Genomic DNA, 24,201 nt, shown 5'->3' with positions numbered 1-24,201 from the left:
ACGAGGGCGCCCGGGCCACGAGGTCCGGGCGCCCTCGTCTTCAGTTCCGGCGGGCGAGTGACAGTGTGCGCTGCGCCGCCGCCACCACCGCGGCGTCGATGAATCTTCCGTCCGGGAGGGCCTGGGCGCCCTGCTGTGTCGTCGCCGCCTTGACGATCGTCTCGGCCTCCTCGACCTCCCGCTCCGTGGGGAGGTAGGCCCGTTCGATGATGGGGAGTTGGCGGGGGTGGATGGCCGCGCGGCCCAGGAAGCCGAGGGTGCGGCCGTGGGCGCAGGAGGCTGCCAGGCCCTCCAGGTCGCGGATGTCCGGGTGGACCGACTGCGGTGCCGGGGGCAGGCCCGCCGCCCGGGCGGCGACGACGATCCGGGAGCGGCACCAGTCGAGGCCCGCGTCCTCGCGCAGGCCCAGGTCGGCCCGTAGGTCCGCTTCTCCGAGGGCGATGCCGCGGATGGCGGGGTGGGCGGAGGCGATGGCGTAGGCGTGCTCGACGGCCAGGGCGGTTTCCAGCAGGGCGTACAGAGCGGGGGCGCCTGCGGTGGAGGGCGCGGAGCGTTCCGCGGTGCGGATGATCTGCTCGGGAGAGGTGACCTTCGGCAGGCGCAGGCCCGAGAGGCCGGGCAGGGCGGCCACCGCCTCCAGGTCCCGGGGCGCCAGCGGGCCGTCCAGGGCGTTCACCCGGACGTGGACCGGGACCGGCTGCGGGGCGGAGAGGAGTTCGGCGGTGGCCGCGCGGGCGTACTCCTTGCGGTCCGGGGCGATCGCGTCCTCCAGGTCGATCACGACGACGTCGGCGCCGGCGGCCAGGGCCTTGGCGACCACGTGCGGGCGGTCCCCGGGGGCGTAGAGCCAGGTGAGCGGGGGCGCTGTCATACGGCGCCCTCCTCGCGCAGGGTCGTCAGTTCGGCCGGGGTCAGGCCCAGCGCGGTGAGGACCGCCTCCGTGTCGGCGCCGTGCGGGCGGCCCGCCCAGCGGATCGCGCCGGGGGTGGCGGAGAGGCGGAAGAGGACGTTCTGCATGCGCAGGGGCCCCAGGTCGGGGTCGTCGAGGGTGGTGATCGTGTCCAGGGCCGCGTACTGCGGATCGGTCATCACGTCCCGTACGTCCTGGACGGGCGCCACCGCGGCCTCGGCCTTCTCGAAGGCCGCGAGGACCTCGTCGCGGGGGCGCTCGGCGATCCAGGTGCCGACCGCCTCGTCCAGGAGGTCGGCGTGGCGGGCGCGGTCGGCGCCCGTCGCGAACCACGGTTCGTCGATCAGCTCCGGGCGGCCCACCAGGCGCAGTACGCGTTCCGCGACCGACTGGGCGGAGGTCGAGACGGCGACCCAGGTGCCGTCGGCGGTGAGGTAGGTGCCGCGTGGGGCGTTGTTCTGGGAGCGGTTGCCGGTGCGCGGCTGGACGTGGCCGAGCTGGTCGTACCAGATGGGCTGGGGGCCGAGGACGGTCAGGATCGGCTCGATGATCGCCATGTCGACGACCTGGCCCTCGCCGGTGCGGTCGCGGGCGGACAGTGCGGTCATGACGGCGTAGGCGGTGGCCAGGCCGGCGATGGAGTCGGCGAGGCCGAACGGCGGGAGGGTCGGGGGTGCGTCCGGTTCGCCGGTGATCGCGGCGAAGCCGCTCATGGCCTCGGCGAGGGTGCCGAAGCCGGGGCGGTGCGCGTAGGGGCCGAACTGGCCGAAGGCGGTGACCCGGGTGAGGATCAGGCGGGGGTTGGCGGCGGACAGCTCCGCCCAGCCCAGGTCCCACTTCTCCAGGGTGCCGGGGCGGAAGTTCTCGATGACGACGTCCGCGGTGGCGGCCAGGCGGAGAAGGGTGGAGCGGCCGCCCGGCTTCGACAGGTCGAGGGTGATGGTCTGCTTGTTGCGGCCGAGGAGCTTCCACCAGAGGCCGACGCCGTCCTTGGAGGGTCCGTGGCCGCGGGAGGGGTCGGGCTTCGCCGGGTGTTCCACCTTGATGACCTCCGCGCCGAAGTCGCCGAGCATCGTGGCGGCGAGCGGACCGGCGAAGAGGGTGGCGAGGTCGAGGACGCGCAGGCCGGTGAGAGGGGCTTCGTTCATGAGGTGAACTGCGCTTCGATCTCCGGGCGGCAGGGCATCGACGCCGACGCGCCGGGCCGCTGGACGGAGAGCGCCGCTGCCGCTCCCGCCCAGGCCAGCGCGGACCGCATCGGCCGCCCCTCGGTCAGGGCCACGGCGAGGGCGCCGACGAACGTGTCGCCCGCGCCCGTCGAGTCCAAGGCGGTGACCTGCGGCGCGGGGACGATGAGCGGGTCGTTGCCGCGGGCCGCGTACAGGCTGCCTGCCGAACCGAGGGTGACGACCACTTCCGGGACCTGGTCGAGCAGGGCCGTGGCCGCGGCGCTCGGGTCGGTGCGGCCGGTGAGGGTGGCCGCCTCGTGCTCGTTGGGGACCAACAGGTCGGTGGCGGCGAGGAGTTCGGGCGGGAGCGGCTGGGCTGGGGCCGGGGTGAGGATCGTACGGATGCCGTGGGCGCGGGCGGCCCGCGCGCCCGCCAGTACGGCCGCGAGCGGGATCTCCAGTTGGAGGAGCAGGGCGTCGGCGGAGGCGATGAGGCCCTCGTCGCCGGGGACGAGGTGGTCGACGGTGCCGTTGGCGCCGGGGATCACGACGATCGAGTTGCCGCCTTCGTCGTCGACGACGATGTGGGCGGTTCCGGAGGGGCCTTCGACGGTGCGGAGGAGGTCGGTGTCGACGCCCAAGTGTTCCAGGGTGGAGCGGAGGCGGGTGCCGAAGGCGTCGTTGCCGACCGCGCCGATCATCGAGACGGTCGCGCCCGCACGGGCCGCGGCGATCGCCTGGTTGGCGCCCTTGCCGCCGGGGATCGTACGGAACTCCCGTCCCGTCACGGTCTCTCCGCGCTGCGGGGCCTTCTCGACGTAGGCGACGAGATCCATGTTCGTGCTGCCCAGTACGACGATGTGGGTCATGGGCGGGATGCCTCCCGGTGGGTGAGGTGGGCCAGGGTGTCGAAGCCGATGCCGTTGAAGTCGCCGATGGAGGTGGCCAGTCGGTTCTTGAGAGGGGTGGTCCAGCGGTCGGGGAGGGCGGCGGGGGTGCCGGTGAGGAGGGCGGCGATGCTGCCTGCCGTGGCGCCGTTGGAATCCGTGTCCCAACCTCCCGACACGGCACGGCAGATGGAGCCGGTGAAGTCGCCGTTCGCGTGGGTGAGGGCGGCGGCGATCAGGGCCGTGTTGGGGACGGCGTGGACCCAGTGGTGGGTGGCGGCGTGGGTGGCGTGGAGTTCGTCCACGACGGTGTCGAAGTCGGCGTGTTCTTCGGCGAGTTGGACGGCTTGGCGGATGGCTCGGGCCAGCCGGGAGTGGGGTGGGATCACCGTTAGGCCGGTGCGGAGGCAGGCGTGGATGTCATGGGTGCCGGTGGCTGCCTGCGCGATGGTGGCCGCCGTGAACATCGCCGCGTAGACGCCGTTGGCGGTGTGGGTGAGGGTGGCGTCCCGGTGGGCCTGTTCGGCTGCGGCAGCCGGGTCGCCGGGGTTGGTCCAGCCGTGGACGTCGGCTCGGATGAGGGCGCCGATCCATTCGCGGAAGGGGTTGCGGTGGCGGGCCGTTCGGGGTGGCTCCAGGCCGAGGAGGAGATTGCGGTAGGCGATGCGTTCGGCGGTGAAGGTGCGGCCTGCGGGGAGTTCGGACAGCCATAGGCCGGCCACGTCGGTGGGGGTGAAGTGTCTGCCGTGGCGTTGGAGCAGGAGGAGGTTGAGGAGGGGGTAGTTGAGGTCGTCGTCCTCGGGCATGCCGTCGATGTTCTCGGCGAGGGAGTTGTTTGCCGAGCGGCGGTTCCACGGGTGGGCGGAGAGCAGTTCGGCGGGGACGCCTTTGGCGGTGAAGTAGGTGTTCAGGGGCCAGTTGCCAGTGGATTTGGCCAGTTGGCGGATGCCTTCCAGGGGGAGCTTCTCGACTGGTTTGCCCAGGAGGCAGCCGGCGGCTCGGCCCAGCCAGGCGGCTTCCAGGCGGGCCTGGGTGGTGGTGCTGTAGGGGGTGAGGGCGCTTACTGGCGCCGGCAAGGTGCCGCCTGCGCCCACCCGTACCACCCCAGGCGGCACGATTGCCCGCAGGCTCGGTGGTGTGGGGGCGCCTGCCCGCGCCGGCGGGGTGCCGCTTTCCTCGGGTCGAGAGCCGCCCAAGCGGCACGACTGCCCGCAGCTACGCGCGCTCGGTTCGCCCGGTGCGGCGGAAGAGCGGGTTGCGGCCCCGGCAGCACGACTGCCGGCAGACTCGGTGGGCCAGTTCGAGCACAGGGCCTTGATCCGTGCCAGGTCTGTTGGCTCCGTCTCCGCCAACTTGCTTGGCAGGTCCGCCAGTTCGTCGAGCAGGTCCTTCGCCAGCTGGCGCAGATACCGCGAAGCCGGTTCCGGTGATGCCCCGGCCCGCAACGGGGCCTCCCCTCCTCCCGCCGCCCTCCACCTCGCCGCGATCGCCGACGGCTCGCGGCCGTCCAGGGTCGCCTGTCTCAGTTCGTGGCCGAGGAGGTCCTCCGGCTGGACCCAGGTCAGTCGGAGCATCTCAGGCCTCCGAGGTCCGTGAACGCCGCCTCGTGGGTCCGGCGGCGGTGTACGTCCCGCTCGAAGATCTCCCGGGTTACGTCGGTGAGGGTCGTCGCCGGTTGCCACAGGTCCAGGCGGCTGGCCTCCGCCACCTGCTTCGACCAGTCCTCCGGGACCGGGGAACCCAGGGCCCCGGCGAGCGCGCCGGTCATCGTCGCGGTCGAGTCGCAGTCGCGGCCGTAGTTGACCGCACCCAGCACCGCGTGGCGGTAGTCGCCGCGGGACACCAGCAACATGCCCAGGGCGATGGGGAGTTCCTCGATCGCATGGAGGCGGGACGGGCGGCGGGCTCCGAGGGAAGGGGCGCGGTAGTCCGGGCCCACCGTGTCGTAGGGGGTGACTGTTTCCCGTAGCGGAATCAGGGCCGACTCGAAGTCCGTGTGGTGGGACGCCACTTCGCAGACCTTCTCGATCGCCGTACGGGTGCCGTCCTTCGCGAGGGAGAGGGCCGTGGTGACGATCGAGTCCGGGGTTGCTCCCGGGGTGGCTGCCGCGGCCACCGCCGCGGCGAAGACTCCTGCCGCCTCGCGGCCGTACGACGACTGGTGGGCGCCTGCGATGTCGATCGCCTCGGTGTAGGCGGCCGTGGGGTTGGCCGCGTTCACCAGTCCCACCGGGGCCATGTACATCGCGGCACCGCAGTTGACGATGTTGCCGACGCCGGCCTCGCGGGGGTCGACATGGCCGTAGTGGAGGCGGGCCACCAGCCATTTCTCCGCCAGGAAGATGCGGTGCAGGGGGAGGGCCTCCTGCTCCAGTTCCGGGATCCAGCGCGGCCTCGTCATCAGGTCGGGGACCAGGTGCTCCGCGATCGCGTAGGCGTCGAGGTGGTCGCGGACCTGTGCGTAGACGCGTACCAGCGCATGCGTCATCAAGGTGTCGTCGGTGACGTGGCCGTCGCCCTTGTGGTACGGCGCGATGGGGCGCGCCGTACGCCAGGCCTCGCCGTTCCAGGGGCCGACGATGCCGTGGACGCGGCCGCTGTGCTGTTCGAGGATCTGGTCGGGGGAGTAGCCCTCGACGGGGCCGCCGAGGGCGTCGCCCACCGCCGCGCCCACGAGGGCCCCGGCGATGCGGTCCTCGAGGCTGGTTTTGGTGTGTTTGGGCCTCATGGCCCGAATCATCCTCCTGGTGGGGCCGGTTGTGTGGCTTCCAGGAGTTCGGCGAGTTCCACCAGGTCGGTGCCGGTGAGGCGGGGGAGTGCGCAGCCGGAGAGGGTGCGGCAGGCTTCCCGCCAGGACGGCGGGATCGACTCGCCGCCGCCCAGCGCTCCGGTGAGGGCGCCGGCGAGGGCCGGGGCCGAGTCGGCGACCCGGGAGAGACAGGCCGCGGCCGGTACCGCTTCGGCGATACGGCCGTTCGACGCGGCGGTCAGGGCCAGGGCCACCGGGACCGTTTCGGCTGCCGCGATGCCGTAGCTGTAGACGTGGTCGACGATTTGGTGTTCCAGGAGGGGGATCAGGGTGAAGGCGGTCTCGGCGTCGGCTGCCAGCTTGAGTGCGTGGCGGGCGTTGCGGCCGATCTCCGTGGTCTCGGGGAGTTCGGCAAGGGCTGCTGTCACGCAGGTCTCGACGTCCGCGCCGGTCAGCGCCAGTGCGAGTGCCGCTGCCATTGCCCGGGCGCCGTGCACTCCGTCGCCGTCCTGGGTGTAGCGGGCGTCGAACTCGGCCAGGTCGGCGGCGAGTCGGGGGGCGCCGGGGTGGGCGACGGCGAGCACGCAGGCCCGTACGCAGGCCGCGTCGTCGAAGTAGTGGGGGTTGTCGTGGCCGGTGGCGGGCGGGCGCAGGCCGGTGGCGAGGTTGCCGAGGCCGGCGCGGACGGAGATGCGGGCGCGGAGGGGGAGGACGGCGGACTCGACCTCCGGGGCGCGGTCCGCTGCGGCGGCGACCTCGCCGGCGAGGTCGTTCCAGTTCAGGTCGATCGCGGCTCTGGCGCGGCGTTCGCGGGTGAGGTCGCCCAGGGCGGTGTCGTCGCCGGCACGGAGGACGGCTTCTGCGGTGAAGGCCGCCCATTCGGCGTCGTCGGAGGGGCCGAGGAGGAGGGGCTCCGGGGGTTGGTTCAGGGCGATGGGGACCGGGAGGGTGGTGGTGGCGTTCTGTTCGGCGAAGGTGTCGAGTTCGCGGGTGAGGCGGCGGGTCCACTCCGGCATACGGGCGGCTCGGTGGCGGGCGGCGGGCCAGCCGGCGGCGTCGCCTGCGGCCAGGCCGAGCAGGAGGCCTTCGATACGGCGTCCCTGCGGGGGCGGTGCATGGTGAACGGCCTCGGCTGCGCCTTCGGCCTTTGCGTTCCCACCGGCACCGCTCGTGCGGCTTTCGTTGTCGGGTCCGGGTGGCCCCTGTGGGGTGTTCTCGTCGTCGGCGGCTGCGGGTTCGTTCGGAGTTGCGGGACCGCTCGTGCGGTCTTCGGTGTGGGGTGCGGATGGCTCGTCCCATGGGGTGGGCGGGCTCATCGGGGCGTCTCCTGCTCGTCGTTCGCGGCCAGGGTGAAGGTGGTGGGGTCCGGGAGTGGGAAGTCCTCGTGTACGGCCACGGCCACGGCCACGGCCACGGCCTCGCCCGGCACCAGCAGGTCCGCCACGTGCAGTACGTGGTGGCCCGCCATGGCCGGCAGGCAGCTGCCGCGTGCCGGGCCGATTGCCGCTGCCCATTCCGCCGGGATGGCCGAGACCCCCTGTGTCGCGCCGGCCAGTGCGCCCGCCACCGCGGCTGTGGTGTCCGCGTCGCGGCCCATGTTGACCGCCGTGAGGACGGCCTGTTCGAAGTCGCCGTCGGCCGCCGCGTACGCCCCGAAGGCCAGGGCGACCGCCTCCGGCGCCAGGTCGGTCCAGGGGTAGCCGCCGATGACGACCGCCGAGCGGACCGCCCGTTCGCCGAGGTGGGCCACCGCCACGGCCCGGCGCAGCGAGCGGGCCGTCCAGGAGTCGTCCGGGACGACGGCCAGTGCGGAAGCCACGACGGCGATCGTCGGTGCGCCCGCCATCGCCGCCGCCACGCCCGCCGCGACCGCCTGGCCGCCGTAGATGCCCTCGCCGTCGTGGCTCACCGAGCCGTCGATCCCCGCCAGCCGGGCCGCCTCGGCGGGGCGGCCCGCGGCGAAGACGCCGAAGGGGGCCGCGCGCATGGCCAGGCCGTCGCTCCAGGCGTGACGGTGCTGGGCCGAGATGGGGGCGGCAAGGCCGCGGCGGAGGTTCTCCAGGGTGCCGCGTTCGCTGAAGCCCGCGCCCCGGAACGGGCCCTCCTCGCGGTCCGCGATCCACTCGTGCCACGCCGCCTCCACATGTGCCGGGGTGAGCGCCGAGCCGTGCCGGGCCAGCAGCAGGCCGGAGAAGATCGCGTACTCGGTGTCGTCCGTGCCCGCCGGTTTCTCCGCCACGTATCCCGTGATGCGGCCCCAGCGGGCGCGGATCTCCGACGGCTTCATGTTCTCCGCCGGTGCCCCCAGGGCGTCGCCGACGGCCAGACCCAGCAGCGCGCCGCGTGCCCGTTCGCGGAGTTCGGTGGCGTTCCCGGGCGACGGGACCGAGGGAATGCAGGCGATCGATGCCATACGCGGCCTCTCCGGGAGGGGGATCGCACAGGGCGCGAACCCTTTGCCCATGTGTCCCACCATCGGCGGTTGACCTGAGCCTCGGGCGGAGTCATGTCACCCGGTCGACATCTGTGCAGGTATGTGCACGGGTGAGCACAGAGAGGTAAAACCGCTGGTTAGCCGAGCCTTTCCTTGCTGGCGAGAGTGGAATTCAAGGCGTAGGTTCCGTGTTGTCGAAGAGTAGAACTTGTCCAAAGTTAGCTTTGGCTTAGCTTCCCTGGGGGATCCTCGCAATGGCGATCATCGAAACCGAGGCCGCGCTGCACGTGGCGCACCGCGACAACCACACCCACCGGGATGTGAACGGCGGCTGGCTGCGGCCTGCTGTTTTCGGTGCCATGGACGGGCTTGTCTCCAACCTCGCGTTGATGACCGGTGTCGCGGGCGGAGCCGTGGGCCAGCACACCATTGTCCTTACGGGGCTCGCGGGCCTCGCCGCCGGTGCCTTCTCGATGGCCGCCGGGGAGTACACCTCCGTCGCCTCGCAGCGTGAGCTCGTCGAGGCCGAGCTGGATGTGGAGCGCAGGGAGCTGCGCAAGCACCCCCAGGACGAGGAGGCCGAGCTCGCTGCGCTGTACCAGGCCCGTGGCGTCGAGCCGGAGCTGGCGCGTGAGGTGGCCCGCCAGCTGTCGAAGGACCCCGAGCAGGCCCTGGAGATACACGCCCGTGAGGAGCTCGGCATCGACCCCGGCGACCTGCCGTCCCCCCTGGTCGCCGCCGTGTCGTCGTTCGGCTCCTTCGCGCTGGGCGCCCTGCTGCCCGTACTTCCGTATCTGCTCGGTGCGACCGCGCTGTGGCCGGCTCTGCTGCTGGCGTTTGTGGGGCTGTTCGCGTGCGGTGCGGTGGTGGCCAAGGTGACCGCGCGGACCTGGTGGTTCAGCGGGCTCAGGCAGCTCGCTCTTGGTGGCGCGGCGGCCGGTGTGACGTACGCCCTGGGCAGTCTGTTCGGAACGGCCGTAGGATAGGGCGGCTACAAGTTATGCGTTGGGCCGCATAAGTAGCCGTTACTCGCTGGTTTCGAATGCTTAACCACCGGGCATGAGCCGTAAGCGCTGTGGGCAATGAGGCCTGCCGCGCACCCGCGGGGTGGCGACGACGCTCCCCTCGCTCACGGGCTGATGGACAACGATCTGTCCGCATCGGTCCCCATAGCTTCCGCCGCCGAGTGCGGTGCCTCGCCGCTACCCCGCGGCGTCCGCATGTTGGAACGGATTATCCCGGTTCCCGAGAACCGCTCCATCATGTAACCTGCACGAAATTTTGCACTCCGCAGAGGGCCAGCGTCGTCCCTCGGCAATATGCATATGCCACTTGAGACGACGACGGGAGAGCCGATGCGTACGCCGCGCCAGCCGTCCCAGCACTCCGCGAATGGCCAGAACTGGTCCTTCATGGATGCTCGCCCTGCTGCGCAGGGTATGTACGACCCCCGCAACGAACGCGACGCGTGCGGCGTCGGTTTCGTCGCCACCCTCACCGGCGAGGCGTCCCACACCCTGGTTGAACAGGCCCTGACGGTCCTGCGCAACCTCGAGCACCGCGGCGCCACCGGCTCCGAGCCCGACTCCGGCGACGGCGCCGGCATCCTCTCCCAGGTTCCCGACACCTTCTTCCGCGAGGTGGCCGGATTTGAGCTGCCCGAGGCCGGCGCGTACGCCGTCGGTATCGCCTTCCTGCCGGAGGACGGTGCGGCCGAGGCCGTCTCGCAGATCGAGACGATCGCCGACGACGAGGGCCTCACCGTCCTTGGCTGGCGCGAGGTTCCGGTCGCGCCCGAACTGCTCGGCGCCACCGCCCGTTCGACGATGCCCGTCTTCCGGCAGATCTTCGTCGCCGACGGCTCCGCTGTGCCTGCCACGGGTATCGCCCTCGACCGCAAGGCCTTCGCGGTGCGCAAGCGCGCCGAGCGTGAGGTCGGTGTCTACTTCCCGTCGCTCTCGGCCCGCACCATCGTCTACAAGGGCATGCTGACCACCGGCCAGCTGGAGCCCTTCTTCCCGGACCTGTCCGACCGCCGCTTCGGCTCGGCCGTCGCCCTGGTCCACTCGCGCTTCTCCACGAACACCTTCCCGTCGTGGCCGCTCGCGCACCCGTACCGCTTCGTCGCGCACAACGGTGAGATCAACACCGTCAAGGGCAACCGCAACTGGATGGCCGCCCGCGAGTCCCAGCTCGTCTCCGACCTATTCGGCGACAAGGGCCTGGAGCGCGTCTTCCCGATCTGTACGCCGGACGCCTCCGACTCGGCGTCCTTCGACGAGGTGCTCGAACTCCTGCACCTGGGCGGGCGTTCGCTGCCGCACTCCGTGCTGATGATGATCCCGGAGGCGTGGGAGAACCACGACTCCATGGACCCGGCCCGCCGCGCCTTCTACAACTTCCACTCCACGATGATGGAGCCCTGGGACGGCCCGGCCTGCGTCACCTTCACCGACGGCAAGCAGGTCGGCGCGGTCCTCGACCGCAACGGCCTTCGCCCCGGCCGCTACTGGGTCACCGACGAGGGCCTGGTCGTCCTCGGCTCCGAGGTCGGCGTCCTCGACATCGACCCCTCCAAGGTCGTCCGCAAGGGCCGCCTGCAGCCCGGCAAGATGTTCCTCGTCGACACGGTCGAGCACCGCATCATCGAGGACGACGAGATCAAGGCGACGCTCGCCGCCGAGCAGCCGTACGCCGAGTGGATCGAGGCCGGCGAGATCGAGCTGGGCGACCTGCCCGAGCGCGAGCACATCGTCCACACCCACGCCTCGGTCACCCGCCGCCAGCAGACCTTCGGTTACACCGAGGAGGAGTTGCGCGTCATCCTCGCGCCGATGGCCAAGGCCGGTGCCGAGCCGATCGGTTCGATGGGTACGGACAGCCCGATCGCCGCTCTCTCCGAGCGTCCCCGTCTGCTCTTCGACTACTTCACCCAGCTGTTCGCGCAGGTCACCAACCCGCCGCTGGACGCGATCCGGGAAGAACTGGTCACGAGTCTGCGCTCGTCCCTCGGCCCGGCGAGCAACCTCCTGGAGCCGACGGCCGCTTCGTGCCGCTCGGTCACCCTGCCCTTCCCGGTGATCGACAACGACGAGCTGGCCAAGCTCATCCACATCAACGCCGACGGCGACATGCCCGGCTTCAAGGCCGCGACGCTGTCCGGCCTGTACCGGGTCTCCGGCGGCGGTGACTCCCTCGCCGCGCGCATCGACGAGATCTGCGCCGAGGCCGACGCCGCCATCGACAACGGTGCCCGGCTGATCGTCCTGTCGGACCGTCACTCGGACGCCGAGCACGCGCCGATCCCCTCGCTGCTGCTCACCGCGGCCGTCCACCACCACCTCATCCGCACCAAGCAGCGCACCCACGTGGGCCTGCTGGTCGAGGCCGGTGACGTCCGCGAGGTCCACCACGTCGCCCTGCTCATCGGCTTCGGCGCCGCGGCCGTCAACCCGTACCTGGCGATGGAGTCCGTCGAGGACCTGGTCCGCGCGGGCACCTTCCTGTCGGACATCGAGGCCGAGCAGGCCATCCGCAACCTGATCTACGCCCTCGGCAAGGGTGTTCTGAAGGTCATGTCCAAGATGGGCATCTCGACCGTCGCCTCCTACCGCGGCGCCCAGGTCTTCGAGGCCGTCGGTCTCGACGAGGCCTTCGTCGAGAAGTACTTCAACGGTACGGCCACCAAGATCGGCGGCGTCGGTATCGACGTCATCGCCAAGGAGGTCGCCGCCCGCCACGCGAAGGCCTACCCGGCGTCCGGCATCGCGCCGGCCCACCGCGCCCTCGACATAGGGGGCGAGTACCAGTGGCGCCGCGAGGGCGAGCCGCACCTGTTCGACCCGGAGACGGTCTTCCGCCTGCAGCACTCCACGCGCACCGGCCGCTACGACGTCTTCAAGAAGTACACCGAGCGCGTGAACGAGCAGTCCGAGCGGCTGATGACGCTCCGCGGCCTGTTCGGCTTCAAGTCGGACCGCCCTTCGATCTCCATCGACGAGGTCGAGCCGGTCTCCGAGATCGTCAAGCGCTTCTCCACCGGCGCCATGTCGTACGGCTCCATCTCGCGCGAGGCGCACGAGACGCTCGCCATCGCCATGAACCAGCTGGGCGGCAAGTCCAACACCGGTGAGGGCGGCGAGGACCCGGACCGTCTGTACGACCCGGCCCGGCGCAGCGCCATCAAGCAGGTCGCCTCCGGCCGCTTCGGTGTGACCTCCGAGTACTTGGTCAACGCGGACGACATCCAGATCAAGATGGCCCAGGGCGCCAAGCCCGGCGAGGGCGGCCAGCTGCCCGGCCACAAGGTGTACCCGTGGGTCGCCAAGACCCGTCACTCGACCCCGGGTGTCGGTCTGATCTCCCCGCCGCCGCACCACGACATCTACTCCATCGAGGACCTGGCTCAGCTGATCCACGACCTCAAGAACGCGAACCCGCAGGCGCGGATTCACGTGAAGCTGGTGTCGGAGGTCGGCGTCGGCACGGTCGCCGCGGGTGTCTCCAAGGCGCACGCGGACGTGGTCCTGATCTCGGGTCACGACGGCGGTACGGGTGCCTCCCCGCTGACGTCGCTCAAGCACGCGGGCGGTCCCTGGGAGCTCGGTCTCGCCGAGACCCAGCAGACGCTGCTGCTCAACGGCCTGCGCGACCGCATCGTCGTACAGACCGACGGCCAGCTGAAGACCGGCCGTGACGTCGTCATCGCCGCGCTGCTGGGCGCCGAGGAGTTCGGTTTCGCGACCGCGCCGCTCGTCGTCTCCGGCTGCGTCATGATGCGCGTCTGCCACCTGGACACCTGCCCGGTCGGCATCGCCACCCAGAACCCGACCCTGCGGGACCGGTTCTCCGGCAAGGCCGAGTACGTCGTCAACTTCTTCCAGTACATCGCCGAAGAGGTCCGCGAGATCCTCGCCGAGCTGGGCTTCCGCACCATCGAGGAGGCCGTCGGCCACGCCGAGGCGCTCGACGTGACCCGCGCGGTGAACCACTGGAAGGCGCAGGGCCTGAACCTGGAACCGCTGTTCCATGTGCCGTCGCTGCCCGAGGGCGCGGTGCGCCACCAGGTCATCGAGCAGGACCACGGCCTGGAGAAGGCGCTCGACAACGAGCTGATCAAGCTCGCCGCCGACGCCCTGGCCGCGTCCAGCGCCACCGACGCCCAGCCGGTGCGGGCGCAGGTCGCGATCCGCAACATCAACCGTACGGTCGGCACGATGCTCGGCCACGAGGTGACGAAGAAGTTCGGCGGGGCCGGTCTGCCCGACGACACCATCGACATCACCTTCACCGGCTCCGCGGGCCAGTCCTTCGGCGCCTTCCTGCCGCGCGGTGTCACGCTGCGCCTGGAGGGCGACGCCAACGACTACGTCGGCAAGGGCCTCTCCGGCGGCCGTGTGATCGTCCGTCCCGACCGGGGCGCCGACCACCTCGCCGAGTTCTCGACGATCGCGGGCAACACCATCGCCTACGGTGCGACCGGCGGCGAGCTGTTCCTGCGCGGTCGTACGGGCGAGCGGTTCTGTGTCCGCAACTCCGGTGCCACGGTCGTCTCCGAGGGCGTGGGCGACCACGGCTGCGAGTACATGACCGGCGGTCGCGCGGTGGTCCTCGGCGAGACGGGCCGCAACTTCGCGGCCGGTATGTCGGGCGGCATCGCATACGTCGTCGACCTGAACGTCGACAACGTCAACGTCGGCAACGTCAGCGCCGTGGAGGCCCTGGACGACACCGACAAGCAGTGGCTGCACGACGTGGTGCGCCGGCACCAGGAGGAGACGGGCTCCACGGTCGCCGAGAAGCTGCTCGCCGAGTGGGACACCGCCGTGGACCGCTTCAGCAAGATCATCCCCAGCACGTACAAGGCAGTGCTCGCCGCCAAGGACGCCGCCGAGCAGGCGGGACTCTCCGAGTCCGAGATCACCGAGAAGATGATGGAGGCGGCGATCAATGGCTGACCCGAAGGGCTTCCTGAACCACGGCCGTGAGGTCGCCAAGTCCCGCCCGGTCGACGTGCGTCTGAAGGACTGGAACGAGGTCTACGTCCCCGGTTCGCTGCTGCCGATCATCAGCAAGCAGGCCAGCCGGTGCATGGACTGCGGCATCCCCTTCTGCCACAACGGCTGTCCGCTGGGCAACCTCATCCCCGAGTGGAACGACTACGCCTACCGCGAGGACTGGTCGGCCGCGTCGGAGCGCCTGCACGCGACGAACAACTTCCCGGAGTTCACGGGCCGGCTGTGCCCCGCTCCGTGCGAGTCGGCGTGTGTGCTCGGCATCAACCAGCCGCCGGTGACCATCAAGAACGTCGAGGTCTCGATCATCGACAAGGCGTGGGAGACCGGTGACGTCGCCCCGCAGATCCCCGAGCGCCTCTCGGGCAAGACGGTCGCCGTCATCGGCTCGGGCCCCGCGGGCCTGGCCGCCGCCCAGCAGCTCACCCGGGCGGGTCACACCGTCGCCGTCTACGAGCGCGCGGACCGCATCGGAGGCCTTCTCCGGTACGGCATCCCCGAGTTCAAGATGGAGAAGCGGCACATCAACCGCCGTATCGAGCAGATGCGCGCGGAGGGCACCCGCTTCCGTACCGGCATCGAGATCGGCCGCGACCTCAAGGCGACCGACCTGAAGAAGCGGTACGACGCGGTCGTCATCGCCGCAGGTGCGACGACCGCCCGTGATCTCCCGGTCCCCGGCCGCGAGCTCAAGGGCATCTACCAGGCGATGGAGTACCTGCCCCTGTCGAACAAGGTCCAGGAGGGCGACTACGTCACCTCTCCGATCTCGGCCGAGGGCAAGCACGTCGTGGTCATCGGCGGCGGCGACACCGGCGCGGACTGCGTGGGCACCGCCCACCGCCAGGGCGCGGCCTCCGTCACGCAGCTGGAGATCATGCCCCGCCCGAACGACGAGCGGAACCCGGTCGCCCAGCCCTGGCCGACCTTCCCGATGCTCTACAAGGTCACGTCCGCGCACGAGGAGGGCGGTGAGCGGGTCTACTCCGTCTCCACCACCCACTTCGAGGGCGACGAGGACGGCAACGTCCAGTGGCTGCACCTCAGCGAGGTCGAGTTCATCGACGGCAAGCTGACCTCGAAGCCGGGCACGGAGCGCAAGATCCCCGCCCAGCTGGTCACCCTCGCCATGGGCTTCACGGGCACCGACCGCGACAACGGCCTCGTCGAGCAGTTCGGCCTGGACCTCGACGAGCGCGGCAACATCGCCCGCGACGCCGACTTCCAGACCAACGTCCCCGGTGTCTTCGTCGCCGGTGACGCGGGCCGCGGCCAGTCGCTCATCGTGTGGGCGATCGCGGAGGGCCGCTCGGCCGCCCGCGGCACCGACCGCTTCCTGACCGGCGCCAGCGACCTGCCGGCCCCGATCCGCCCGACGGACCGGGCCCTGATGGCCTGACGGCCCGTCAGGAACAATCCAAGAACGTCCCGTACAAAGGCGTACGGAACACAGCGCGGCGCTTGCCCAGTCCCCGACCGGACGATGGGCAGGCGCCGTCGCATGTCCCCATGTATTTCCCGAACTACCCCGAACTCGCCTTCAGGCCCTCGAACTTCACCGTCGCATCCTCTGTGTACGCGCCCACCCTGCCCTGCAGATAAGGCCGTTCGACGTCGGTGAACGTCACCAGCGGCCTTCCGCCCACCGACACCGAGAGCACCGCCTCCCGCTGCGCCACCTTCACGGTGTACCAGGCACCCACCGGGTACTTCGTCCTCCCCGTCGCCAGGAAGCGCTGCCCGCCCGGATAGGCCGGGTCCCGCTTGCCGAGCTCCCAGCCGTTCGGCTTGAGGGTGATGTAGTAGAAGTGCTCCGGGTCGGTGTACGCCCAGACCAGCCAGGGCACTTCCCAGGGGTTCGGGTCGGGATCGCGCAGCTGTTTCACCGTCCGCATCCGTGCCTCGTAGCGCACGTTCCGATATGAGGCCGTGCTCACGACGAGGCCCGCGTGGGTGGTGCCGGGGTCCTCGGCGGCCTTCGGCGACAGAGAGAGCGAGTCGTTGTCGCCGATGTTGCTGCCGTGACCGTTGAACACCGAGAGCCAGCGGCCGTGGGTGGTGCCGTCGACCCAGGGCCTGGGCGGTGGCGAGTCGTCGGCCTGGCACTGGCTCAGGCTGATCGCGAGGATCGCGGCCAGCGCGAGGGCCAGTGCCAGGCCAGTGACGATACGGCCCCTGCGCCCCGGCGGAACCAGGGGTAACCGCCGACGGGGGCGCAGCGGCGAAGGCGTCATGCCGTCGAGTATGGCCCGGATGCGGTGAGCCCGACCGGGACATCGGCGGCGAAGTCCTCGGCCAGCTGAGCCAGGATGCGGGCGGCCGCGCGGCCGTCGCCGAACGGGTTGCCGGCGCCTGCCATCTTCCGGTACTCGACGGGGTCGTCGAGGAGTTGTTCTGCGTTGCTCACGATCGCCTCCGGTTCGGTGCCGATCAGCCGGGCCGCGCCGGCCGCGACCGCCTCGGGCCGCTCGGTGGTCGTCCGCAGGACGAGCGCGGGCTTGCTCAGGCTCGGGGCCTCCTCCTGGATGCCGCCGGAGTCGGTGAGGACCAGGTCGCACTCGGCGAGGGTGGCCGCGAAGTCCAGGTAGCCGAGCGGCTCCACGAGCGTGATGCCCCGGTGTCCTTCGAGTTCGGGCAGCAGTACGTCCCGTACGGCGGGGCTCTTGTGCAGCGGCAGCACGATCTCCACGTCCCCGCGCGCCGCGAGCCGGGTCAGCGCCCGGCCCATGCCGCGCATGCGCTCGCCCTGGTTCTCCCGGCGGTGCAGGGTGACCAGGATCCGCTTGGGGCCTGCCCGGCGGATCAGCTCGGCGTCGCAGGCCCTGGCTCCGGTGCGGAACGCGGAGCTGCCGGTGCCCTCGGCCAGCACCCACAGCAGGTTGTCGATCACCGTGTTGCCGGTGGTGAACACCTGCTCCTCGGCGACGCCTTCGTCGGTCAGGTGCCGGGCCGCGGTCGGTGTCGGCGCGAAGTGCCAGCGGGCGATGCGGCCGATCAGGGTGCGGTTGAGCTCCTCCGGGAAGGGGTTGTCCACGACGCCCGTGCGCAGGCCCGCCTCGACATGGGCGACCGGGATCTTCTCGTAGAAGGCGGCCAGCGCGCCGGCCAGCGCGGTCGTGGTGTCCCCCTGCACCACGACCAGGTCCGGCCGCTGCGCCCGCAGGACCTCGCCGAGCTCCCGCACGAGCCGGGCGGTCAGGTCGGACAGCCGCTGCCGGCTGCGCATCACATCGAGCGCTATCCGGACGTCGATGCCCAGCATGCCGAGCATCTGGTGGAGCATCTCGCGGTGCTGGCCGGTGGTGACGACGACCGGATCGAACTGTGTGCCGGAGGCCATCGCCCGTGCCAGCGGCGCCAGTTTGATCGCTTCCGGGCGGGTGCCCAGCACCAGCATGGCGCGTACGGGCATGGTCGAAGGGTCTGTGGACATGGGTGCCCCCCTTGGGCATGCGCGATCGACGCAGCGACCGCGTGAGGGTGATGAGAGGTACTGAGTGATGCGAAGCGAGGACCCGCGCGGGGATTCGGCGCGGCCTGAACGTCCTCAGGTGCGAGCGGTCTTCAGCCAGCCGCGCCGGCCGGTGAGCATCCGCCAGAAGCCCCACCAGCCGGCGGCGAACCAGATGTAGCCGTAGAAGACGAAGAGGTGGGCGAGCAGCACCGAGCGCACCAGGCCCAGCTCCCGCTCGCGCTTGGCGTACACGAAGCCGTATGCGTAGGCGGCCGTGAACGACAGCAGGTACGGGCCGAGCAGCCACATCGGCGAGACGAGCGGGTGTCCCACCTGGACGGAGGCCACGGTGGTGGCGCCCAGGGCGACGAGGAAGGACAGCGGCAGCAGCGAGGTGAGCAGGATCAGCACCGGGCTGGAGAGGTGGTAGAGCAGATCGAGCGCCGCCCGGGTCGGCACGTCCCTGAGGATGAGCGGGACGAGACCGGCCGACTGCAAGTGGCCCTGGAACCAGCGGGATCGCTGGCGGATCAGACGTCTGAGGCTGAGCACGGCCTGCTGGGAGACGGCGGCCGCGGTGCAGTGCTGGTTGGTCCAGCCCTTGGCGATCAGCCGCACCCCGAGGTCGAGGTCCTCGGTGAGGCTGTCGCTCCACGGCCCGTCCCCGTCAAGGGTGTTGAGCGCCGACAGCCGCATGAACTGCCCGTTGCCGCCCATGCCCACGCTGCCGATGGAGCGGCGTGCACTCTGGAAGACGTCGCCGTAGACGACGAACTCCATGTCCTGCATGCGGGCGAGCAGTCCCGACCGCCGGTTGTACATACGGACGCAGACCTGGACCGCGCCCGTTTTCGGATCGTCGAAGTACGGGTCGACCGACTGCACGACATGCGGGTCGAGCCGACCGTCCGCGTCGACCACACAGAGGACCACGTCCGCGGGGTCGTGGCCGTCGAGCAGGCCGGACTCGCGCAGCCGGCGCACTCCGTCGTTGAGCGCGGCGCCCTTTCCCTTGCGTGCGTTCGGCGGGGTGCGCCGATGCAGCCGGACGAGGGCCGGATCGGCGGCCAGGGCGATCTCGGAGGTGCGGTCGTCGGAGCCGTCGTCGATCACCAGCGCCATGAAATTCCGGGCAGGCAGAGAGGTGATGCGCGCGAGGCTTTCGGAAAGAACCTTTTCCTCGTTGAGGCAGGCGACGAGAAATACGTACAACCGTTCTTTACGGTCTGCTCGGGAGCGCCGAATTCTGCGTCTGGACAGCAGAAACAGGCTCGTGTTGTAACAGCCGGCCATTACGATCAAGGTGATGCTTGCCCATAACAGCAGTTCAGTGATCATGGCCGCTCCCGGTGTCGGCCTGCACTTTGTGCGCATGTCGGCGCAGCCGTATCCGGGCCAGCAGAATCAGGCAGGCCGTCAGGCAATAGAGCAGGAATCCCGCCCCGGCCACTGCCTGCAGGGCTTTGGCCAGAGGTAGCCCCGGTATTGCCTCGGGTGCTGCCATCGCCCCTGCCAGGGGTAACAGCGTCCCCAAAGCGGGTCGTCCGTACATTGTCCCCCCACTTTTCACAGCGCGTCCCCATCGCGCGAAAGTGAACGTAGCAGACGTCCGGCCCGAGTCAGAAGAGTATGAGGAAAAAGGACATGTCCCATCTTCTGGTGGAGTCGTACGGCACTCCAGGAATTCACCTTTCGGCCCATTGACACCCTTCTTGATCGCCAACAAGAATCGGTGACTTCCTATTCGGAAAAACCTTTGCCAATGATTGGCAAAGTGGGGGGAAAGATCGTGAGACCAGTGATCCGTCCTCGGGGACGAGGAATATCGAAGTTTTCTGTGGTTCTGTTGCTGCTCGCCGCCCTGCTGAGCGGCACTTTTCTGGCCGCGAACGCCCAGGCCGCCGGCCGCGGACACGGGCACGGTCATGAAGCCGTCGGCGGTAAATCCGGAATGAGCCATATCGACCTCAAAGGCTGGGCGAAGGCCCAGCTCAAGGCCGACCAGGCGCGCCATGCCAAGCCGCATTTGAAGGGCTCGGCGCTGTCGGCCGCGGCCGGCTTACCGGTCCGCACCGCCACGGCGCTCACCCGGCAGTCAGCCCTGCTGCGGCCCGCGTCCGTCGCCGCAGCGGCCGACCCGACCACCCTCGTCCTCTACGACACCGCAGGGCCCTATGGGCAGTTGGGCGAGCTGTACGCCATGGCCACGGCCAACCTCGCAGGTCACTTCGGCACCGTGACGGCCAAGCCCGTCCAGCAGTACACCGCCGGAATGATCAACTCCTACTCGGCCGTGATCTACATCGGCTCGACCTACTACGGCGGCGACATCCCGGACGCGATCCCGGCCGCGTTCTACGCCGACGCCGCGGCGAGCACCAAGCCGGTGATCTGGATGGGCGACAACATCTGGAACATGGCGAACTCCACGGGCGTAGCCGCCTTCACCCAGAAGTACGGCTGGGACCCGACGACGTCGTACTACGAGGACGGCGGCTCGATCGGCACCGTGACGCAGGTGACGTACAAGAACCAGGCCCTCACCCGGAACATCCCGGCCGGTCAGGACGGCGGCGTGCTGCGCCCCAATGTCCTCACGGGCACCGGATATCCCGCGGTCACCAGGCTCGCGGAGGGACTGGACACCTCGAACGGGCACACCTTCGGGTGGGCGATCCGCTCCTCCAACCTCACCTACATCGGTGAGATCCCCTTCGCGTACGTCTCCGAGAGCGACCGCGTCATCGTCATCGAGGACCTGCTGTTCGACGCCCTCGCGCCGGCCACGGCCGAACGGCACCGCGCGGTCGTGCGCCTGGAGGACATCAGCCCCGACTCGGATCCCACCGAACTCCGCACGATGGCCGACTACCTCAAGTCGCAGAACATTCCCTACGGCATCAACGTGATCCCCGTCTACACGGACCCGAACGGCACCTACAACAACGGTGTCCCGCAGACGATCACGCTCGCCCAGCGGCCGCAGGTGGTCAGCGCCCTGAAGTACATGCTGGCCAGGGGCGCGGTCCTCATGGACCACGGCTACACGCACCAGTACAGCAACATCGCCAACCCCTACGACGGCGTCACCGGCGACGACTTCGAGTTCTACCGGGCGCACGTCGACGCGGCGAACAACGTCGTCTACGACGGTCCGGTCGCCGAGGACTCCACCGCCTGGGCGCAGAGCCGGGTCACCAGTGCCCTGGCCGGGTTCACCGCGGCCGGGCTGCCCAAGCCGACGCTGTGGACCACTCCGCACTACGCGGGATCCGCCGCCGACTACAAGGTGTTCAGCTCCAACTTCTCGGCGCGCCTGGAGCGTTCGCTGTACTTCTCGGGCACGCTCAGCGGCAACTCCGCAGGTCCCAACACCTTCATCGGGCAGTTCTTCCCGTACGTGGTGAAGGACGTGTACGGGACCAAGGTGCTGCCGGAGGACATCGGGAACTACGAGCCGGTGGCCTACAACAACCACCCGCCTCGGCTGCCCGCCGATCTCATCGCCGCGGCCAAGGCCAACCTGGCCGTCCGCGACGGGTTCGCCAGCTTCTTCTACCACCCCTACTACCCGACCCAGCCGCTCAAGGACACGATCAACGGCATCAAGGCGCTGGGCTACACCTTCGTCAGCCCGAGCAGCCTGTGAGGGCACACGGCAGGAGGAGGACCGTCGCCTGTGTGGCGGCGGTCCTCCTCGTCGCGACGGGGTGTACGACGGACGGCGCGGCCAAGGACACGGACACCGGCGGGTCCGGCAAGGGGAGTCCGGCCATGCGCGGCATCACCCTGCCCTCCTGGTACCGCACCGACTACGACAGCCCGGCCGCCGACCGCTATCTGCGCGGCATCCGGGCCACCGGCGCCCGCTGGGTCACCTTCACCCCGACCTGGTACCAGAAGCGCCGCAGCGACTCCGGCATGCACACCACTGAGGAGACCGCGAGCGACACCAGCCTGCGCGACATCGTGCGCCGGGCGCACGCACTCGGCCTCAAGGTGATGATCAAGCCGCACGTCGACCTCCCCGGCGACGCCGACCGCGCCGAGATCCGCCCCCGCGACCGCGCCGCCTGGTTCACTTCGTACCGCCACTTCATCACCCGCTACGCCGACCTCGCTGCGGACACCGGCGCCGAGCAGTTCGCGGTGGGGACCGAACTCGCCGGAGTCTCCGGCGACTTGACCGACTGGCGGGACGTCATCAAGGACGTCCGTGACCACTACGACGGCCCGCTCACCTACGCCGCCAACTACGACGAGTACAAGAAGATCCGCTTCTGGAAGGACCTCGACCTGATCGGCATCGACGCCTACTGGCCGCTGTCCGGCCGCCCCACCGACGACACCGGCCGGCTGCGCCGCGCCTGGGCGCCGATCAGGAAGGAGCTCGCCGCGTTCGCCGGGCACCAGGGCCGCCGCATCCTGTTCACCGAGGCCGGCTACGTCAGCCAGCGCGGCTCCACGACCGCCCCGTACTCCTGGACCGTCAGCAGGCACACGGCCCCCGCCGAGCAGGCCGCCGCCTACCGGGCGTTGCTGGACTCCTTCACCGGCCGACGCTGGTGGGCCGGCGTGTGCTGGTGGATGTGGGACGACTGGCCCGACAGCGGTGAGACGCCGGTGCGGCTGGCGTACACCCCGCACGGGAAACCGGCGGAGGAGGTGCTGCGGGAGAAGTGGGGCGGGGGCCAGGGGGCCTCGTAGGTTCCGGGGCCGCTCACGCCGCCAGTTCCGTGACCTTCGCGACCGTCAGGATCACCAGGAGTGCCAGCAGGGCGAGGCACGCGCTCGCCTGGATCAGGGAGCGGCTGCGGTCACGCGGCGCGTAGGCGTACGCCAGCGTCACGACGCCGCCCGCCAGCAGTCCGCCGAGGTGGCCCTGCCAGGACGTGAGGCCCGCGGAGATCAGCAGCCACAGCAGCAGGCCCGCCATGAAACGGTTGACCTGGCTCATGTCGGCGCCGAGACGCCGGGCCATCACGTAGTACGCCGCCCCGAGCCCGAAGATCGCGCCGGACGCGCCGAGGGTGGGGGTCTCGGGCGCGATCAGCAGCACGAGGACCGAGCCGCCGAGCGCGGACAGCAGATAGAGCGTGATGTAGCGGATCCGGCCCAGCTGGGACTCCACCACCCGCCCGATGTTCCACAGCGACACCATGTTCATCACGATGTGCAGGATGCCGAACGTCCCCTCGGCGACCGGCAGATGCAGGAACGCGCCGGTCAGCAGGCGGTACCACTCGCCGGCGACGACCCCTTCGGCGTGGTAGTCCGAGGAGTGGTTGGCCACCCATATGTAGTGGCCGCCGTCCGGTCCGACCAGCCCGCGGCCCAGCATCTCGAACCGGTCCACGATCGACGACCGCACCAACTCGCCCAGGTACGCGAGCACATTGAGCCCGATCAGCACGTACGTCACCACGGGCGCCGTCGTGATCCGGCCGCCGAACGCCGTGCGCGCCTGCCGTACCGAGCGCGCGCCCTCCTTGACGCACTCCACGCACTGGTGGCCGACGGCCGCCTCCCGCATGCAGTCCGGGCAGATGTACCGGTCGCAGCGGGTGCAGCGGACGTGGGACTCCACCTTGGGATGGCGGTAGCAGGTGGTGACGGTGGACTCGGATTCCACAGCCGGCTCCTCTAAGGGGTGGGACGGTCGGCGAGCCGGTGGGGACGGCGGCGAACAAAATAGCGAACACCTGTGGCCGGAGGGAGGGGTGGGGCCGGCGTGACGTAACCTCGGCAGCTGGTTCCGGTGATCGAGGGGGAGTCGTATGGCGGCGATCAGTCTTCGCAAGGTGGAAGAGACGGCACCCGCGCTGGTCAGCCTGTACAAGAGCGCCGGGGTATCGCTCCAGAAGCACGGGCTGGACGGGCTGCGGGCCGCGGTGTACCTCGTCGTCGACTACTCCGGGTCGATGAAGCCGTACTACAAGGACGGCAGTGTGCAGGCCCTCGCCGACCGGGTGCTGGGGCTGTCCGCGCATCTCGACGACGACGGGACCGTGCCGGTCGTGTTCTTCTCGACGGACGTCGACGCCGTGTCGGACATCGCCCTCGCCGGGCACCAGGGCCGGATCGAGAAGATCGCGGCCGGGCTCGGGCACATGGGCAAGACCAGCTACCACCTGGCGATGGACGCCGTGATCGACCACTACCTCGACAGCGGCTCGACGGCCCCCGCCCTGGTCGTCTTCCAGACCGACGGCGGCCCGATCAACAAGCTCGCGGCGGAGCGCTATCTGTGCAAGGCGGCCGGGCTGCCGCTGTTCTGGCAGTTCGTGGGCTTCGGGGACCCGGGCAGCAAGCAGTTCGACTTCCTGCGCAAGCTCGACGAGCTGGCGGTGCCGCACAAGCGGGTCGTCGACAACGCCGGGTTCTTCCACGCAGGGTCGGATCCGGGGCAGGTGACCGACGCCGAGCTGTACGACCGGCTGGTCGGGGAGTTCCCGCAGTGGCTGGTGGCGGCGCGGGCGCAGGGGATCGTGCGGCCGGCCCGATAGCCCGTGACCGGCGCGAATCACTCGTACGGCTGCTCTCACCGTTGGCTTACCGGGGACGCCGTGCCACCCTGAGGATGA

The 24,201-nt window shown here is 70.3% G+C and carries 18 protein-coding genes; 6 read left to right on the top strand and 12 right to left on the bottom strand.

Annotated elements, in window-relative coordinates; translation table 11 throughout:
- Nucleotides 1-40 precede the first annotated feature (40 nt).
- From ACFY10_RS01815 to ACFY10_RS01785, 7 genes are read right to left on the bottom strand one after another with little or no spacing between them, the layout of a single operon-like run.
- Nucleotides 41-871, bottom strand: a complete 831-nt coding sequence (locus ACFY10_RS01815) for an HpcH/HpaI aldolase/citrate lyase family protein (protein WP_390663041.1) — start codon at nucleotides 869-871, stop codon at nucleotides 41-43.
- The gene (locus tag ACFY10_RS01810) at nucleotides 868-2,058 is read right to left on the bottom strand and encodes a CaiB/BaiF CoA transferase family protein (protein ID WP_390663040.1); all 1,191 of its coding nucleotides are present in this window, start codon (nucleotides 2,056-2,058) and stop codon (nucleotides 868-870) included. The genes ACFY10_RS01815 and ACFY10_RS01810 overlap by 4 nt, the downstream gene beginning before the upstream one ends.
- The gene (gene rbsK, locus ACFY10_RS01805) at nucleotides 2,055-2,948 is read right to left on the bottom strand and encodes a ribokinase (RefSeq protein WP_390663039.1); all 894 of its coding nucleotides are present in this window, start codon (nucleotides 2,946-2,948) and stop codon (nucleotides 2,055-2,057) included. Before rbsK ends, ACFY10_RS01810 begins: the two co-directional genes overlap by 4 nt.
- Nucleotides 2,945-4,540 (bottom strand): ADP-ribosylglycohydrolase family protein, encoded by a 1,596-nt coding sequence (locus ACFY10_RS01800; protein WP_390663038.1) that lies wholly within the window; start codon nucleotides 4,538-4,540, stop codon nucleotides 2,945-2,947. Before ACFY10_RS01800 ends, rbsK begins: the two co-directional genes overlap by 4 nt.
- The gene (locus ACFY10_RS01795; RefSeq protein ID WP_390663037.1) at nucleotides 4,528-5,694 is read right to left on the bottom strand and encodes an ADP-ribosylglycohydrolase family protein; all 1,167 of its coding nucleotides are present in this window, start codon (nucleotides 5,692-5,694) and stop codon (nucleotides 4,528-4,530) included. The genes ACFY10_RS01800 and ACFY10_RS01795 overlap by 13 nt, the downstream gene beginning before the upstream one ends.
- A gap of 8 nt (nucleotides 5,695-5,702) precedes the next feature.
- Nucleotides 5,703-7,031, bottom strand: coding sequence for an ADP-ribosylglycohydrolase family protein (locus ACFY10_RS01790; protein WP_390663035.1), 1,329 nt, complete (start codon nucleotides 7,029-7,031; stop codon nucleotides 5,703-5,705).
- Complete coding sequence (locus ACFY10_RS01785; protein WP_390663034.1) at nucleotides 7,028-8,128, bottom strand: ADP-ribosylglycohydrolase family protein; 1,101 nt, start codon at nucleotides 8,126-8,128, stop codon at nucleotides 7,028-7,030. Before ACFY10_RS01785 ends, ACFY10_RS01790 begins: the two co-directional genes overlap by 4 nt.
- A 275-nt stretch (nucleotides 8,129-8,403) precedes the next feature.
- On the opposite strand from ACFY10_RS01785, the gene ACFY10_RS01780 reads away from it, so the two are divergent.
- The 3 genes from ACFY10_RS01780 (at nucleotide 8,404) to ACFY10_RS01770 (ending at nucleotide 15,562) form a co-directional block, all read left to right on the top strand.
- Entirely contained in the window at nucleotides 8,404-9,135 is a 732-nt protein-coding gene (locus tag ACFY10_RS01780; protein ID WP_390663033.1) for a VIT1/CCC1 transporter family protein, read from the top strand.
- 369 nt (nucleotides 9,136-9,504) lie between these two features.
- Entirely contained in the window at nucleotides 9,505-14,106 is a 4,602-nt protein-coding gene (gene gltB, locus ACFY10_RS01775) for a glutamate synthase large subunit (protein ID WP_390663032.1), read from the top strand.
- Nucleotides 14,099-15,562 (top strand): glutamate synthase subunit beta, encoded by a 1,464-nt coding sequence (locus ACFY10_RS01770; RefSeq protein ID WP_390663031.1) that lies wholly within the window; start codon nucleotides 14,099-14,101, stop codon nucleotides 15,560-15,562. Before gltB ends, ACFY10_RS01770 begins: the two co-directional genes overlap by 8 nt.
- Nucleotides 15,563-15,686: 124 nt before the next feature.
- On the opposite strand, the gene ACFY10_RS01765 is transcribed toward ACFY10_RS01770, so the two are convergent.
- The 4 genes from ACFY10_RS01765 to ACFY10_RS01750 all read right to left on the bottom strand — a co-directional run bounded on the left by ACFY10_RS01765 (nucleotide 15,687) and on the right by ACFY10_RS01750 (nucleotide 19,121).
- Nucleotides 15,687-16,397, bottom strand: a complete 711-nt coding sequence (locus ACFY10_RS01765; RefSeq protein ID WP_390663030.1) for a calcium-binding protein — start codon at nucleotides 16,395-16,397, stop codon at nucleotides 15,687-15,689.
- A complete protein-coding gene (gene wecB, locus ACFY10_RS01760; RefSeq protein ID WP_390663029.1) occupies nucleotides 16,394-17,596 on the bottom strand; it encodes a non-hydrolyzing UDP-N-acetylglucosamine 2-epimerase in 1,203 nt (400 codons plus the stop codon). The genes ACFY10_RS01765 and wecB overlap by 4 nt, the downstream gene beginning before the upstream one ends.
- A 114-nt stretch (nucleotides 17,597-17,710) precedes the next feature.
- Entirely contained in the window at nucleotides 17,711-18,910 is a 1,200-nt protein-coding gene (locus ACFY10_RS01755; RefSeq protein ID WP_390663028.1) for a glycosyltransferase, read from the bottom strand.
- Between the two features lie 34 nt (nucleotides 18,911-18,944).
- Nucleotides 18,945-19,121 carry a hypothetical protein gene (locus tag ACFY10_RS01750; RefSeq protein WP_390663027.1) on the bottom strand — a complete coding sequence of 59 codons (177 nt, stop codon included), beginning with the start codon at nucleotides 19,119-19,121 and terminating at the stop codon, nucleotides 18,945-18,947.
- 333 nt (nucleotides 19,122-19,454) lie between these two features.
- On the opposite strand from ACFY10_RS01750, the gene ACFY10_RS01745 reads away from it, so the two are divergent.
- Both ACFY10_RS01745 and ACFY10_RS01740 read left to right on the top strand, forming a co-directional pair.
- Nucleotides 19,455-21,266, top strand: a complete 1,812-nt coding sequence (locus ACFY10_RS01745) for a DUF2334 domain-containing protein (protein ID WP_390663026.1) — start codon at nucleotides 19,455-19,457, stop codon at nucleotides 21,264-21,266.
- Between the two features lie 32 nt (nucleotides 21,267-21,298).
- On the top strand, nucleotides 21,299-22,324 hold the full coding sequence (locus ACFY10_RS01740) for a glycoside hydrolase family 113 (RefSeq protein ID WP_390663025.1): 1,026 nt from the start codon (nucleotides 21,299-21,301) through the stop codon (nucleotides 22,322-22,324).
- A 13-nt stretch (nucleotides 22,325-22,337) separates the two neighbouring features.
- Here ACFY10_RS01740 and ACFY10_RS01735 read toward each other — a convergent pair whose 3' ends face one another.
- Nucleotides 22,338-23,249, bottom strand: a complete 912-nt coding sequence (locus ACFY10_RS01735) for a rhomboid family intramembrane serine protease (protein ID WP_390663024.1) — start codon at nucleotides 23,247-23,249, stop codon at nucleotides 22,338-22,340.
- Between the two features lie 145 nt (nucleotides 23,250-23,394).
- Between ACFY10_RS01735 and ACFY10_RS01730 the strand changes: the two genes are divergently transcribed.
- Nucleotides 23,395-24,123: a vWA domain-containing protein gene (locus ACFY10_RS01730; protein WP_390663023.1), complete on the top strand. Its 729-nt coding sequence runs from the start codon at nucleotides 23,395-23,397 to the stop codon at nucleotides 24,121-24,123.
- Nucleotides 24,124-24,201 lie beyond the last annotated feature (78 nt).

Origin of the sequence: Streptomyces sp. NPDC001401, assembly GCF_042895385.1 — a bacterium.
GTDB lineage: Bacteria > Actinomycetota > Actinomycetes > Streptomycetales > Streptomycetaceae > Streptomyces.
The sequence above is the reverse complement of the archived record's forward strand: the minus strand, read 5'-3'. Positions and strand labels throughout refer to the sequence as shown.

What these genes read in the sequence shown, in the direction of transcription:
- ACFY10_RS01790 (WP_390663035.1), bottom strand. Translation starts at nt 7,031, where the DNA reads ATGAGCCCGCCCACCCCATGGGACGAGCCATCCGCACCCCACACCGAA.
- ACFY10_RS01810 (WP_390663040.1), bottom strand. Translation starts at nt 2,058, where the DNA reads ATGAACGAAGCCCCTCTCACCGGCCTGCGCGTCCTCGACCTCGCCACC.
- ACFY10_RS01770 (WP_390663031.1), top strand. Translation starts at nt 14,099, where the DNA reads ATGGCTGACCCGAAGGGCTTCCTGAACCACGGCCGTGAGGTCGCCAAG.
- ACFY10_RS01765 (WP_390663030.1), bottom strand. Translation starts at nt 16,397, where the DNA reads ATGACGCCTTCGCCGCTGCGCCCCCGTCGGCGGTTACCCCTGGTTCCG.
- ACFY10_RS01800 (WP_390663038.1), bottom strand. Translation starts at nt 4,540, where the DNA reads ATGCTCCGACTGACCTGGGTCCAGCCGGAGGACCTCCTCGGCCACGAA.
- ACFY10_RS01815 (WP_390663041.1), bottom strand. Translation starts at nt 871, where the DNA reads ATGACAGCGCCCCCGCTCACCTGGCTCTACGCCCCCGGGGACCGCCCG.
- ACFY10_RS01780 (WP_390663033.1), top strand. Translation starts at nt 8,404, where the DNA reads ATGGCGATCATCGAAACCGAGGCCGCGCTGCACGTGGCGCACCGCGAC.
- ACFY10_RS01750 (WP_390663027.1), bottom strand. Translation starts at nt 19,121, where the DNA reads ATGGCAGCACCCGAGGCAATACCGGGGCTACCTCTGGCCAAAGCCCTG.
- ACFY10_RS01785 (WP_390663034.1), bottom strand. Translation starts at nt 8,128, where the DNA reads ATGGCATCGATCGCCTGCATTCCCTCGGTCCCGTCGCCCGGGAACGCC.
- ACFY10_RS01755 (WP_390663028.1), bottom strand. Translation starts at nt 18,910, where the DNA reads ATGGCCGGCTGTTACAACACGAGCCTGTTTCTGCTGTCCAGACGCAGA.
- rbsK (WP_390663039.1), bottom strand. Translation starts at nt 2,948, where the DNA reads ATGACCCACATCGTCGTACTGGGCAGCACGAACATGGATCTCGTCGCC.
- ACFY10_RS01795 (WP_390663037.1), bottom strand. Translation starts at nt 5,694, where the DNA reads ATGAGGCCCAAACACACCAAAACCAGCCTCGAGGACCGCATCGCCGGG.
- gltB (WP_390663032.1), top strand. Translation starts at nt 9,505, where the DNA reads ATGCGTACGCCGCGCCAGCCGTCCCAGCACTCCGCGAATGGCCAGAAC.
- wecB (WP_390663029.1), bottom strand. Translation starts at nt 17,596, where the DNA reads ATGTCCACAGACCCTTCGACCATGCCCGTACGCGCCATGCTGGTGCTG.
- ACFY10_RS01730 (WP_390663023.1), top strand. Translation starts at nt 23,395, where the DNA reads ATGGCGGCGATCAGTCTTCGCAAGGTGGAAGAGACGGCACCCGCGCTG.